This window comes from Paraglaciecola sp. L1A13 (assembly GCF_009796745.1).
Taxonomy (GTDB): domain Bacteria; phylum Pseudomonadota; class Gammaproteobacteria; order Enterobacterales; family Alteromonadaceae; genus Paraglaciecola.
In genome coordinates this window covers 2,998,007-3,011,764 of record NZ_CP047024.1, presented here as the reverse complement: position 1 = coordinate 3,011,764, position 13,758 = coordinate 2,998,007, and the positions used below count along the sequence as shown (strand labels likewise).

Below are 13,758 nucleotides of genomic sequence, written 5' to 3'. Positions count from 1 at the left end.
TGTGTCGAAACCTGCGGTGAGTATCGGTTGTGCTGTTTTGCTATCCCCCGGTGCTGCTGGTCCGCCGGATAGCGGGATGATAACCACTATCTTTCAAACAAGCTTTTTGGCTAGCGGTATGCCATTGGCAGTCAGTGGCTCACTTTGCCAAATGATAAATAGCGTAAGTGGTGTGCCATATGTACTGCCAATAGGCTCAGTGGGTAGCTCGAGTACATTAACAATATCAGGACAAGGATTAGTGCGAATGGGTGACCAAATACCCAGCGGCCCGGGTATTTTAACTATTATTGGTCCGCCAGCGAGTCCGGCGTTTTTAGATAGTGGTCCACCGTAAAACGTCAAGATTGTAGTTAAGCATTACAAATATTGAAAAGGAGATAAATCATGCCAAGAGAAAGTACTAACAAGCTAGATGAGCTGCTAGGGCTGGACTTATGGTTAGATTATCAAAGCTCTCCTGGTTTTTATGAAAATGCCGACTTAAGAGACGAATTACGGGGGGTTGGTGCTAGGGATATAAAAGTAGCTCGGGGTGTCGACACGTTGCGCCAAGCGATAGTTAACCGTATCAAAACTTACAAAGGTGAGTTATTACCTTTAGGGCATCCTGAGTATGGTTCAAGGCATCACGAGTTAATTGGTCAGCCCAATGTTGAACGCACTCGAAATCTCATAAAACTGTTTATTTTGCAGGCCCTAAAGCAAGAGCGACGTATCGAAAAAGTGCTTTCTGCCAATGTACTTGCTGAGCATGAACCACCTAGGGAAACAGTTCGAATTGAGCTTAAATTACAAATTCGCAGTGTTCCCCTACCGCTCAATATTATTGTACCTTTTAACCTAACGGAGAGTTTGATATGAGCTATGTCGCTGAACCTTATGCGCAGTTTGTTGATGATCTGTTAACCGGTTTTACAGGGGGGCATGTACGGGAAACATTTCGAATGCTGGAGGAACAACGTCCCTTTAGGTTATCGACAGATGGTGCTGCGCTACCTAATACCATACGGGTTTTTGGACAAAAAGAAGGCGCGATAAATAAGTTTGAGTTTTTTTTATTTAGACTCAACACTGACTACCAATTACTTGATGGCACGGATATCAAGTGGCTCAGTAAAAGCGATGGTTCGCCTGCTATTGATGCAATATGGCCAGCAGATGGCACTACATTCTACGTCAACTACGAGTCCACAGGTGGGTCGCAAATAGCACCGTTATTAACTGACCGTAGTCCTGGCAGCGTGACGCGTTTGTTGGCTGAAAGTGTCGGTCGAGAATATGCCGTGCTGTCTGGGCAGTTAGAAAAAGTATACGAGGCTGCATTTCTGAGCACCGCAGCAGGTAGAGATTTAGAAAACGTAGTCGCCCTAATTGGACTTGAACGTTATGGTCGCAATGTTGGCGAGGGTATGGTGAGTTTTAGCAGAACCACGCCATCGCCCGCCGATATTACCATTGCATCTGGCAAAAGACTCAGTACAGCAGATGCGCCAGCCGTTGCGTTCGAAACGACCAGAACCGTGACATTGCAACGAGGACAGCTAAGCGTTGACTCACCGGTACAAGCACTAACGCCCGATAGTAAAGGTATTGTTGCAGCCAACACTATCGTCGTCATCAATCGACCTATTTTAGGTATAGATAGCGTAAGTAATCCTGAAGCAACCAAATTTGCCGGTCAAAATGAAAGTGACGATGCACTTAGGTTAAGGGCTAAACGAGCGCTAGAAAGCGCAGGTCAGGCAACAGTGGGGGCTTTGCAAGGCGTGCTAACGGGATTACACGGTTTGCGTGAAAAAGACATGCGTTTTACCGAAGATCCAATAGAGCATCCGGGCATTGTTAACCTTGAAATTGCATTACCTGAACTTTCTCCATTGCAAACAGAAGACTACAAAAGGCGTGCAATGGCGCTGCTAGAAGAAACTCGGCCAGTAGGTATTCGCATTCGCCACAATATTGAAGCATTTCAGCCACCGGGACCCGCTCAACCAAGCACAGGTCAAGACAGCCCGATTGATGGCGCCCCTATTGTTTCAGCGGATGGTGTAGGAGAAAAGCTCCATATGCCTGTTGATTTCAACGTAACACTGCAGCCCACCACGTTGACACTCACCCCAGAAGAGCAAGAAAAGTTGATAGGCATGGGCATAAGCACAGTAAATGACTTCATTGCTGAGGCTGGCTTAGGCGAGACGTTGGTTTACAACCAACTTATTGCCGCATTAATGAATATAGACGGTGTGCTGGACGTTACGTTAGAAATGTTCCCCACCTGTAAGCCTGAAGCAAGTCGAACACGCAATGTTATGCCTAATCAGTTAGGTGCTAGGCCGATTGCTGGTGTGGTCGACGTGCAAATTGGTAACTCACTTGTGGCACTGGATATTACCGTGGCGGTTACCTTTAATGGGGCCGGTGAAATCGGCAATGTGGAAAGTAACGCCAATGCGGCAGCTAATGATATTCGCAGCGATTTACAACAAGCACTTAATAGTTTTACGGCGAGCCAAATCGACCCGGCAATATTGCTAGGGTTGATCCCAGGGTCTGATAGCTATGCACCTGATGAAGTACATTATCGTGTAGAATTTATGGGTGATGGTATAAGAATAAATCAGTCTGATATCGTTATTCCGTCTACCGGTTTGGAAAGATTCTGGATCCGCTCAGCCACTGTACTTGACCAAAGTGGTACCGTTTTGGGGAGTAGCGTATGACGGTAAAAGTCTCCGGGCGTGGGCAAAAAGTACTGCAGCGCTTTCCAAAGCATATGGAAGCTGAAGCGCGGGGTAAATTGCTTGCTAGTGTGGTCAATACGATCGTTAGAGATCAAGACGTTCAGTCTGCAGATATGCAGAGTATTCGGTGTGCCCACCGACTGCTCGAAGCCAAACAAATAAGTGATTTATTGCTACTATCGAGTCTGCATGGAATTAACCGTGCTGATATGTCAGTGCTTTATGCCCGCCAGCAAAAATCATCTGAATTGCTATTACAACTCAAGCAAAATGTTGAAGCAGATGGCGATGCCGCGGTGCGTAAAGAGCTCGCTGAATCGTTTATACAGCATTATGCCCTTGGGACAGAAACACCTCTTCGACTTTTTTCGCAAGCACATTTAGATGCTGATATTTCTGACGCTAATAGTTTTGATGTGAATGAAGCAATTGATCGACTCATTACCTCTGCTGTTCAGTCTTGCCAAACACATACCTTGCTAGAAAGTATTCGCAAACGAATTGTAGAGACCTGCGCTATTCACATTAAAGGCAACGGCACAATCGAAGCTCTGTTGCGCGGCGCGGCAAACGTATTAGATTTGAATTTGGGTGATATAGAGCACAGTGAAGATCGTTTCTGGCACGCAGGAGCGGTTCACGATCGCATTCAGCTTAGTTGCCTAGATGAAACCTGTACTACCCATAAAATCCTTCCTAAAACAGAATATATGGGCATTGAAGAAAACCCTAAGGTTATTGCGCAAAGAGGCCCAAACCCATATAAACATGCCGATCTATTTCATTATTTGCGCAAGGGATTTGATGATGCGGTCCTTGAAATCAGAGTATTGGGGAACCTAAATAGAACCGTCAGTCCTATGGTGGTTAATCGAGATGAAGGTCATGGCGTGGGTTTTTTTGGCTTAGTGCCAAATGGACAAGCGTTAATTTTTACCCAGGGCGGTCGTGTCTTGCTGGATGGAAAAGATGTCACTAGCAGATCCTATGCGTGGCAAGGTGCGTGTTTTGCACAGTACGATGCTACTTTGCTTGATACCGATGTCTCTGTATCGACAAACCGAAATGATTTTGTTTTTGCTGATGCGGATGCACCAGATACCGAAAATGACGGCAAAAGTAGGTTTGTAACCGTCTCGCCAGCCGGCGCGTTAAATCGAGATGCACTTATCCCTCATGCAGGTTCAAGTCTACCCATGCCGAACATTAGCGTGGGTAAAACTCGCTTTGCTTTTTTTGTTCAACATGGACACTTTTCAACAGAAATTGAAGGCACAACCGCGCCCGGTGCAAGCGCCTTTGACGATGATGTTTTTGCGTCAACCTCTAGTTCCGTGCGCGCTCACATTACGTTAGTTACTCCCAGGTTTGGTGTGGGTTTCGCAGACGCCTCAGTGTTTGCCACAAGAAATGGCAACGACAAATTACAGGCCGCTGGATTTATTCATTTACGTTGGCTAGAGCGCCAAGCTTATAAGGTGAAATTGCTTATCCCAAATCGCTTTCGACTATTTGATAACAGCAACGGCGCTCAAATTGCAGATTTAGTGAAACAAGGTATTAAACGTTTTCGTCCTGCTGGTGTTGATGTGGTTGTTGACTATGTTGAGCCTTATTGGATAGCGGGAGATGCTGCCTTGCCAGGGGACATTGATGGGATTAGTGCAATCGACCAAATACGCTCACAAACTGTATTGGCGCCACAATTGGACCCGGTACCGGTGGAGGTTTGATGTTGTGCCTTACGGATAAGACCTTCGATTCACCCAAAGCATTTTTGTAGATGTTGTTCATCTGACTTTACAAGAGAGATAAGTATATGGAACTTAATGAATTTACAGCAAAACCAGTATCACCTGGTGAACCTATTACGTCAGAAGCTTGGAATGAGTTGGTATCAGGCATCAAGGCGCTTAATGACTTTGTTTTAGCGAATCAATCGACGGCGTTAAATGTGCAACTCAGCAACACAGACATTTCACGAAATACCGTTCGGGTGACAGCGTTACGCGATGATGGCTGGTTAGCCCAGGCGGTTTCTCCGGTAAATGGCGGGGATTCGTTTGTGTTTACATCTTTGCCCCCAGGCGCTTACGTGATTATGGCTGATGCAGCTGGTTTTAAGGCTTCAAAAGAAAATGTCACCATACCTAGCGATGAAATCGTTAAATTGACCCTCGAACAAAATGGCGCATTTATGCCTAATTTAGTTGGTGTTGAGCTTGCGTCGGCGCTGGCCATTTTAGACGACAGCAGTATTACCGTAGGACGTTTAATCGATGTGTTCGGGCGTGAATTAGCCCCCGCTAAACCAACGTCGGAATACGCTAGCCAACCAATCGTTATGCAAATTCCGGATCCTAGTGATGCCGTGCCACCGGAAGGTAAAGTGCAATTAGTCGTTTCTGCAGCACTGCAACTAGATAGCTCAGTAGAAATTCCACCGTTAACAGGCTTGACCTTGACAGAGGCACGTAAAGCGCTTGAAGCCATTGGTCTTAAATTGGGTAAAGTTGAAACCAGACAGAAATCGGAATAATCAGGGGAGAATAATTATGGCTACATTTAGCACTAACAAACCGAGTTTGCTTAGTTCTACACAAACAAAATCGCTTATCACCGGAATACAGGGCAGGGAACAAGCAAACACGATTATTCCGGCTGCTCGAAATATTAATCAACCCATATTCGTTGATTTAGATGACAAACCGGCTATTGCCAGTGTCGTTAGAGGCGGATTTAAAGTGCCGTCCGTATTGCCAGATAATGGGCGACTCGAGGCTTTTTTAAGCGGCCTACAGATCAGAGAACCGACTAGGGAGCCTAGAGTGTTAGATCAAAATATTGCCGCGGGTACCCGAGTAAGTGTTGGCACCGAAGTGGACTTAATACTGGCACCACGAGAAGACATTAATATCGGTATTTTTGATGATATTCATATTGACGTTAAAGATACCAGTATTGGTGAGTTACTCGACCGGGTGAAAGATCAAAATGATCTGCGCGGCTTAGTGCTCAAATATGAAAATGCGAATGATGTAGAAGAAAACGACAAACTTATTTTAACCGATATGCTCGGGCAATTCGCAGGCATAAATATTAATGAAGGTAAACCGGGTCAGGGCTTTAGCAATGCCTTTAACAGTGTTCGAGTAGCACTAGCATTTAAGTAATTGTGCCTAATCGAAATAGGGACGTACTTTCATGTAGCTCATTTTTATAATGGGATAGATTACAATATGGCGATTAACATCACTCAATCAATTGGTATCGTTCAATGGGAGCTATCTCATGAGGCCACTTCTGGTCTTGTGGGACTCAACAACCAATATATTCATGAAATAGCCCCCCCAATACTAACTGGCCTTAGACCGATAAGTTTAGCTGACGGCACAAAGCACGTGAGTGTCAAATTGCTTGTTAAAGCGAACGCAATCATAGACAAACTTGATCTTATTCTGAGTGCTAACCGTGCCGATTCAATCGAAGCTAAACAAGTAGCAGATGTTAGAGTCGCAGAAGGCGACAACGAATCGATTATCATTGATTTTGGCATGATGCTAACGGTCAACTCAGTGAGTATTGCAACAGGTTACTCAATCTCAACGATATACCCTTGGTTAGGTACAAAATTTGATAAGAGTGATCCGCTTTTCGAGGGAGATGGCGTTCTTACTCATAATTCGGTTTCTTTTTCAGATGTAAAAACACAACGCCTAATGCTTACTTTGGGTAGTGGCCAAAATGCAGCTGAAGCTATTGATTTTATAAAATTATCATTACCAGATTTACCGTCTGGGCTGACGTTACGCATTAATGGTGATCAAGCCATTTGGCAGTACGACCCGATGATACAGTTGGGGATCAGTGAAGATATAACTGATGACGGATGGAATTCCCTAGGACAGCGCAGAGTTTCGTTAGCAAGTTCAGTTGCCCAGTATACCCAAGACCCAACAAAATCTGATGACGTTGAACTCGAATTTGTACTCAGTGCGATTGTGCCAGGCGCACTTAAAATCGAGCTTGAATCGGCTGAAAAACGTCATATTCATCGCATGTCTTTTAATAACAAAAGCGATTTAGCGCTGTCTTTTGAGCGTGAAGCAGAGCAACAACTCGTTATATTTCCCCCTAGCAACGTCACCGAGCCCATAAGCGGGATTGAATTGAGCATTTCCGGCGAGCTAGATCGACTGCGAGCAATTCCTGCTATAGCCCAAAAACCAAATGAAATTACCGAATTATCGCTTGGCAAGGGCAGAGCTGCTTGCGTGAGGTTAGATGCGAACTTAGGGTTAGTTGAATTAGCAGGTTTACGCTTTCCCTTTATTTCAGGCCCCAGTGGCGCTGAAGCGAGAGTGATTTTATGGCGAGAAAGGGACGGCGTGCCAATGGAAGCAATAACAAATGCGATAAGTGAACCGATTAACTGGACGGGGTCCGACGAGCAATGGATACGCTTTGATTTTAAGGAACCCGCCGCACTAGAAGAGAATGTAAAAATATGGGCTGCTATTCATGTTAATCGAGGTGAAGTCATTTGGAAAATGGCGACGGCAAATGAACGTAATGAATACCCCGTTAGAATTGGCTCACCTGGAGGCCCATGGAGAGCATTACCAGCGATATTTGGTAGTGGCACTTCACTAGGCAGTATTGCTGGTAGGGTGCATATGTTGGGCAATGCAGATCAAACGAAACCTATACCTCCTTTATTAATTTCATTGGATGACGATGAAACACAATTGACACTGACACCAACAAATGAAAATAGTCGAATTGGACTTGAATTCAACGCCCAAACTACTAAGCCTGAAACAAATAACATAGTGCTTAGAATCGTCAGTCGCAGTCAAGGTAGCATTAAAATTAGTGAGGTTGACGTAATTACTGGAGAGAAATTGTCATGACACAGGATGCTCATAGTCAGTTTGTAAGCGGTCAAAAAGTTACCGCGCTACATTTGCAACATATGCAAGACAGTTTAAGGGAAGGGTTGGCCGATATTCGAAGTTGTATTGGTTTAGGAAAGGTGGCTTGGGGTTTAAAGGCGGAACTGAAAAATGGCAATATTGAGCTTCAACCAGGCGCCGCCTTTACCTTAAATGGCCATCGATTATCGTTAGACAGTATCGCGCAAATACCGCTTCCGACTGAAAATAATCCGTGGAGTTTGCTTTTAACCGGACTGAATAACGATATAGAGCCCCTGCGCCATGACGGTGCGTCGACAATTATTAACCTAATTACTGCAGTGTCAGTGCAACCCCAAGCTGATGTAGACGGTGCTTCAATTGTCATCGCCTCAATCGACGTGCAAGAGGGGGAAGCGGTATTGACGCAAGACCCTGAATTATTTGCCGCAACAGGTAATCACAATCATAGCGGACAATGGCATCAAAATAGTTTAGGGCAATGGCTTTTCGATGGCAGTGCCTTGGAAGATCACAGCGACATTCCCGGTATTCCTGGCCCGAAAGGTGATCTTGGCCCGATTGGGCCGCAAGGAGCACAGGGCGAGATGGGGCCACAGGGTCTGGTCGGGGCGATGGGTCCGCAAGGGGCTAACGGTGAGAGAGGTGAAAGAGGGCCGCAAGGAGAACGCGGACTACAAGGCATTCCCGGTGAAAAGGGCCCAGCTGGAATCCCTGGCGCGGTAGGTGAGGTTGGCCCTGCTGGTGAAAAAGGCAGCCCAGGCGAACGTGGCTTAACAGGTTTAGCGGGGCAGGCAGGTCAACGAGGTCCCATTGGCTTAAAAGGCGATACTGGTCCACAAGGCAAAATCGGATCAATAGGACCAAAAGGCGATATTGGTGACGTTGGAGCATCCGGGGCTCAGGGGCCAAAAGGTGATGGGGGGCCCCAGGGAAAAACGGGTGACAAAGGCGTAAAAGGTGACAAGGGAGATATTGGCGGGACGGGTGTTCAAGGATTGAAAGGTGATATTGGGCCTCAAGGTAAAATCGGAGCGACAGGGGCAATTGGACCCCAAGGTCCTGTTGGCGCTAGAGGCGAAATTGGACCCCAAGGCAAAATCGGTGCGAGAGGTGATGTGGGGCCTCAGGGCAAAATTGGAGCAACGGGTGAAACTGGATTACCAGGCAAAATGGGTAAAACAGGTGATACCGGGCCCCAAGGTAAGGTTGGCGAAAAAGGTAACGCTGGGCCTCAAGGTCAAGTTGGCGTTAAAGGTGATGCAGGGCCACAAGGAAAAATGGGCGCCAAAGGGGGAAAAGGTGACAAGGGTGATACCGGCTCTATTGGTATTCAAGGGCCAAAAGGTGACATTGGGCCACAAGGAAAGATTGGAGCGACCGGCGGTATTGGGCCTCAGGGGAATGTGGGTGCTAAAGGCGAAATCGGGCCCCAAGGAAAAGTTGGTGAAAGAGGTGATATTGGACCACAGGGCAAGACTGGTGCAACAGGCGCGGTTGGGCCCGAAGGTAAAATAGGCGCAAAGGGTGAAGCTGGGCCCCAAGGCAAAGTTGGTGAAAGAGGTGATATTGGACCACAGGGTAAGACTGGTGCAACAGGCGCAGTCGGGCCCGAAGGTAAAATAGGCGCAAAGGGGGAAGCTGGGCCCCAAGGAAAAGTTGGTGAAAGAGGTGATATTGGACCACAGGGCAAGACTGGTGCAACAGGCGCGGTTGGGCCCGAAGGCAAAATAGGCGCAAAGGGTGAAGCTGGGCCCCAAGGCAAAGTTGGTGAAAGAGGTGACACAGGGCCACAGGGCAAGACTGGTACAACAGGTGCAGTCGGGCCTGAAGGCCAAACCGGCCCTATGGGGAAAACGGGACCTGCAGGCGCAAAAGGAGAGCAAGGTATACCAGGAGAAGGACTAAACCCAGACTGGCCAGCGATTGCTGAAATAAGCTGGCCTCATAATGGGCAGGTTTCCGCTGAAGGCGCCATTCAAATATTGAGTCGTTTGAATGTGGTGATGTCTGCAAGTATGTCACCAGAAACAACGAATGCTCAGCCTCAAGTTGTTCAAGTTTTATTTGAACCTGGATTCAATCAACAGCTTATTCTGATGCAAATGGCTTATATCCAAGGGGATTGCAAATTAGCAGCGCAAAAAATTGATTGGAGACCACGAGGGGACACCAGTCAATTGATAAAGGTTTTTTCGGGCAGTGGCGGACGCGTGTTTATTCGAGTTCATTGCAACGGACTTTTAGATTCTGATAAAAGACCCTTTTCTGCGAGTTGCGATGTATTGCATGGCACCAATACGCCGCATATACCTGGTGGTGTATTAGAAAGTTGGTTTACTATAGGTAGTGCAACAGATGCCTGAAATAGACGAGCCAACCGATAACCCTAGTCAAAGGGTTGCAGATCTACTCGAGAGAACGGGTACCGTTCATCAGATGCACTTTAGTGAGCAAATCGATCTTGCAACGCTGCACGCTGCAGACCCTATTCGACAAGATCCTGCCAACGCAAATCTAAATTGGCGACCATTGGGACCGCGCAATCTTGGTGGGCGTATCCGATGCCTGGCGCAAGATGAAAGAAACCCTCAAACCTTTTATGCTGGTAGTGCGCGGGCAGGCCTATGGCGCACAAAAGATAGAGGTGATAGTTGGACCGCATTGGATTATTTTTCACCACCAAACGCTAGGCAGTCGCTCGCTGTAGGGGCTATCGGCGTGAGCTATAGCAATCCGGAAATTATATATGTAGGTACAGGGGAGCCAACGCGCACAAGCGACGATCGTAGAGCTGACATTTTAGGTAATGGCCTATATCGTTCAAGTGATAACGGTAAATCATTTATACGGATTGATCATCCTTTAACGGGAGACTTAAAATTTGGGCAGTATGAACGTATTATTGTGGACCCATGGGAACCAAACAGAATTTGGATCGCGTCTTCAGATGGCGGCATAGGTCGTAGTGTTCCGTCAGCAGAAAACCCAAGGCAACTCATACTCAAAGCCGATCAGTTAGTGCACGCATCTTCTCCAGCAAACGGTAGCCAACGAGCGACAGATATTTTGGTTGATTTTGGGCCATCACGCACTACACCACCAGATATCGTGACGGTTTATGTCGCACTATTAGGAAATGGCATTTATAGAGCACAATATAGTAGAAACCAAGAACGTTATCTCACCGCTGCTGGCGTAACGTGGACCCCCATAACGCCAGGTTTTCCAGCTGGTTTTACACGGATTAAAATATCTCACTGTCGGACCCAACCTAACTGGATTTGCGCCGTAGCGGGATTAGCGGATGATTCAGCGTCACACGTTTTCATTTCTGATGACCGAGGATCTAGTTGGATTGATACCTTAGCTAGGCTGGGGGACATCGGTGATCATGCGTTGTATGACTTGGTACTGGAAATGCATCCGTTAAATCCTAGTATTTTTATAACAGGATCTTTCGAATTATTTAAATGTCTGTACGTCGCGTCGGCACCTGCTGCAAATCGATTTACATGGTCGAAAATTATCGATTGGGAACAGCATTACAAAGGGGACCGAGCCCAACATGCTGATCAACATGCTCTATTATTCGACTATGCCAATCCAATGAGTATATGGGTGGGTAACGATGGCGGTGTATCTGCCTCTTCGGATTTAGGTGACCACTGGAGAGACCGCGGACTAGGCATCAATGCCGCGCAATTTAACGATATTACGACTCACCCTAAGTACCCATATATTTACGCTGGGGGACTGCACGACAATGGCACTTGGTTAAGTTATGGAGGACAAACGTGGTTTCTAGTCGGTGGAGGAGATGGGGGGGAGGTCGCCTTCAATCCTGATGATCCAAGAGTCTTTCTCAGAACGACACAAAATGGTACTCATAGAGTAACAATTATAAATTCTACCGATGACTTTGGTACACAGTATTTTATGACCCAATTGCCTGATGTGCCAAAGGATGGTGACAAAGACGTTAACCACATGGCCATTGGCAACAAACTAGTCAATAATTTCCATGCAGATCACAAAGCCTTATTTGTGGGAGTTATGGATGCACATCCTGTAAAACCAAACCATATTATTGTAGGTAGGGAGGAGACTGCTTATCACACCATAGACGGGGATGTATTTGAGCAATTTAACAATATTCCAGCATTTACCAATACCACCAACAAAGTTACCAAGGTTTTACACTCACCGCAAACACCGGATCTAATCTGGTGGGTTACCACCTCACATGGACAGGTGTTTGTGACTAATGATGCAGATGCAACAACTTGGGATGAAGTATCGCCTTCGGAGTTAAGAGGTCAAAATGCTACTATCACTGGTATTGCTATTAATACTAGCAATGAGTCTATAGTCGCTATTTCTGTCACAATAAGAGTCAGTGCGTCAGAACATAAGGTGCAAGGAAGGATTTACCTTTCTGGGGATTCTGGCCAGAACTGGCTTGAGATTAGTGGCCGAATTGCACCTTGTGTTAGCAGTCCTGACAATCAATTCAGCCCTTCAGCGGCAATTGCCATTTTATTTGACCCCACAAGTTCAGCATCCGTTACCGATCCGCAAGTTATCTACTGTGCTTGTTTTGCTGGTGTGTATGTTATTCGTAACGCGGTAGCTCCAACAGTACCAACTCCAGTAGGTATTACGCCATTTGCACCCCAATGGCGAACGTTCAATAATAATCTTCCACTACCGTTAGTATTTGATTTAGAAGCAGTGACGTACACAAATTCCGCAGGGGAAGAAAAGCACTTAATCCGCTGCGCCACACACTCTAGAGGCGCTTATGAGTGTGATTTATCAGGTGTTGCAAGAGTCAAACTCATAATTCGAGACAACATAGTCGATGATGGAAACAGCTACGACCCTAAGCATAAACAGCCTCTTAATCATGATCCCAGAATGACGCCAGGGAATACTGCCATAATGGTGCTAAATCGCGCTATTGATATCCGTATCGACACGCCGCCCTACCGGTTTTTTGGTCCTGTTATTGAAGGCACTGAAATGGATGAACTGTTGCGCAGTGATGAGTTGTCGGCATGCATGATGAATATCATCTATGTGCAACTTCATAATAATGGTTATGGGATAACCAATAGCGCTGAATTACATTTATTTTGGGCAACAGTGCCTGCAACACCACCGGATCTTCAAGCAGACTTTTGGACACAATTTCCCAATGTGCTCGATGGTGGTACTTGGCAAAAAATCGATAGTGTGGAGATTGATTATCTAGCGTCAGGGCAACCTCGCGTGATGGCGTTTAATTGGCATGTACCAGGCGAACTCACTGGGAATGTCGCTCTGTTAGCAGTCGCCTCTGACTCAATTCATGATCCACTAGATATCAGTGTGTTGGGTAATGTTGTTGACCCAGCTCAAGCCGCTAGTTTTATCGGACAGGAACGACGCACAGCGTTATTTATTTCACCGGTTACACCATCGCCTGCCAACGCTTCTATGAGAGATGGGTTTGACGATACCGGATTATTGGGTGAAACCGCATGGGGAACGCAAAGCCACGATATTATTGTGGTTCAAGCTGCGCAAGGTGATCCTGACACTGCGTTTGCTGACATGAATGACAAACGCATTGCCGATGTGCTCGATGGCAGCGAAACAAATCATATTTACGTACGCGCGCGCAATCAAGGGGGCACTGCATTAAACAATGCCGAGGTTGAAGTATTTAGAATACCCGTCAGTTCGTTACAAGACCCAAATTCATGGGTATCAATAGGCACGGCAACGCTTACCACCATAGCGGCAAAATCTAGCGCTATCTTCCCCGCAATAACCTGGGCAAACCCACCGGATCCCGCGCCAGATAAATGTTACATATTAATTGCACTGATCCAAGGAGACGAAGATGCAAGGCCTGATTTTATTACTAGAGTGATGTCTATTCAGACATTCTGGAAACTGTTACTTGAAGATGCAGACAGTGGAAACGCTGTCGTCAGAGGACTGAATTGGCAACCCTAAGCTAAGCTACTAAGTGGAAAACCAAACATTCGAATAACTGCCACAAAGTGATTTTATAAATGCACAGTTAG

The 13,758-nt window shown here is 46.3% G+C and carries 9 protein-coding genes; all 9 read left to right on the top strand.

Features of this window, described 5'->3' with window-relative positions:
* The first annotated feature begins 1 nt into the window (after position 1).
* The 9 genes from GQR89_RS12620 to GQR89_RS12580 all read left to right on the top strand — a co-directional run bounded on the left by GQR89_RS12620 (position 2) and on the right by GQR89_RS12580 (position 13,687).
* A complete protein-coding gene (locus GQR89_RS12620; RefSeq protein ID WP_158770369.1) occupies positions 2 to 337 on the top strand; it encodes a hypothetical protein in 336 nt (111 codons plus the stop codon).
* A gap of 50 nt (positions 338 to 387) precedes the next feature.
* Entirely contained in the window at positions 388 to 864 is a 477-nt protein-coding gene (locus tag GQR89_RS12615) for a hypothetical protein (RefSeq protein ID WP_158770368.1), read from the top strand.
* Entirely contained in the window at positions 861 to 2,723 is a 1,863-nt protein-coding gene (locus GQR89_RS12610) for a baseplate J/gp47 family protein (protein WP_158770367.1), read from the top strand. The genes GQR89_RS12615 and GQR89_RS12610 overlap by 4 nt, the downstream gene beginning before the upstream one ends.
* Positions 2,720 to 4,477: a hypothetical protein gene (locus GQR89_RS12605; protein WP_158770366.1), complete on the top strand. Its 1,758-nt coding sequence runs from the start codon at positions 2,720 to 2,722 to the stop codon at positions 4,475 to 4,477. The genes GQR89_RS12610 and GQR89_RS12605 overlap by 4 nt, the downstream gene beginning before the upstream one ends.
* 86 nt (positions 4,478 to 4,563) lie before the next feature.
* On the top strand, positions 4,564 to 5,283 hold the full coding sequence (locus tag GQR89_RS12600) for a carboxypeptidase-like regulatory domain-containing protein (RefSeq protein ID WP_158770365.1): 720 nt from the start codon (positions 4,564 to 4,566) through the stop codon (positions 5,281 to 5,283).
* A gap of 16 nt (positions 5,284 to 5,299) precedes the next feature.
* Complete coding sequence (locus GQR89_RS12595; RefSeq protein ID WP_158770364.1) at positions 5,300 to 5,917, top strand: hypothetical protein; 618 nt, start codon at positions 5,300 to 5,302, stop codon at positions 5,915 to 5,917.
* Positions 5,918 to 5,983: 66 nt separating this feature from the next.
* Positions 5,984 to 7,657, top strand: coding sequence for a hypothetical protein (locus GQR89_RS12590; protein WP_158770363.1), 1,674 nt, complete (start codon positions 5,984 to 5,986; stop codon positions 7,655 to 7,657).
* Positions 7,654 to 10,047 carry a hypothetical protein gene (locus GQR89_RS12585; RefSeq protein WP_158770362.1) on the top strand — a complete coding sequence of 798 codons (2,394 nt, stop codon included), beginning with the start codon at positions 7,654 to 7,656 and terminating at the stop codon, positions 10,045 to 10,047. Before GQR89_RS12590 ends, GQR89_RS12585 begins: the two co-directional genes overlap by 4 nt.
* On the top strand, positions 10,040 to 13,687 hold the full coding sequence (locus GQR89_RS12580) for a hypothetical protein (protein WP_158770361.1): 3,648 nt from the start codon (positions 10,040 to 10,042) through the stop codon (positions 13,685 to 13,687). The genes GQR89_RS12585 and GQR89_RS12580 overlap by 8 nt, the downstream gene beginning before the upstream one ends.
* The last annotated feature ends 71 nt before the right edge of the window (positions 13,688 to 13,758 follow it).

Excerpts from the sequence above, each read along its gene's own strand:
- GQR89_RS12585 (WP_158770362.1), top strand. The coding sequence starts at position 7,654 with ATGACACAGGATGCTCATAGTCAGTTTGTAAGCGGTCAAAAAGTTACC.
- GQR89_RS12590 (WP_158770363.1), top strand. The coding sequence starts at position 5,984 with ATGGCGATTAACATCACTCAATCAATTGGTATCGTTCAATGGGAGCTA.
- GQR89_RS12580 (WP_158770361.1), top strand. The coding sequence starts at position 10,040 with ATGCCTGAAATAGACGAGCCAACCGATAACCCTAGTCAAAGGGTTGCA.
- GQR89_RS12595 (WP_158770364.1), top strand. The coding sequence starts at position 5,300 with ATGGCTACATTTAGCACTAACAAACCGAGTTTGCTTAGTTCTACACAA.
- GQR89_RS12600 (WP_158770365.1), top strand. The coding sequence starts at position 4,564 with ATGGAACTTAATGAATTTACAGCAAAACCAGTATCACCTGGTGAACCT.
- GQR89_RS12605 (WP_158770366.1), top strand. The coding sequence starts at position 2,720 with ATGACGGTAAAAGTCTCCGGGCGTGGGCAAAAAGTACTGCAGCGCTTT.
- GQR89_RS12615 (WP_158770368.1), top strand. The coding sequence starts at position 388 with ATGCCAAGAGAAAGTACTAACAAGCTAGATGAGCTGCTAGGGCTGGAC.
- GQR89_RS12610 (WP_158770367.1), top strand. The coding sequence starts at position 861 with ATGAGCTATGTCGCTGAACCTTATGCGCAGTTTGTTGATGATCTGTTA.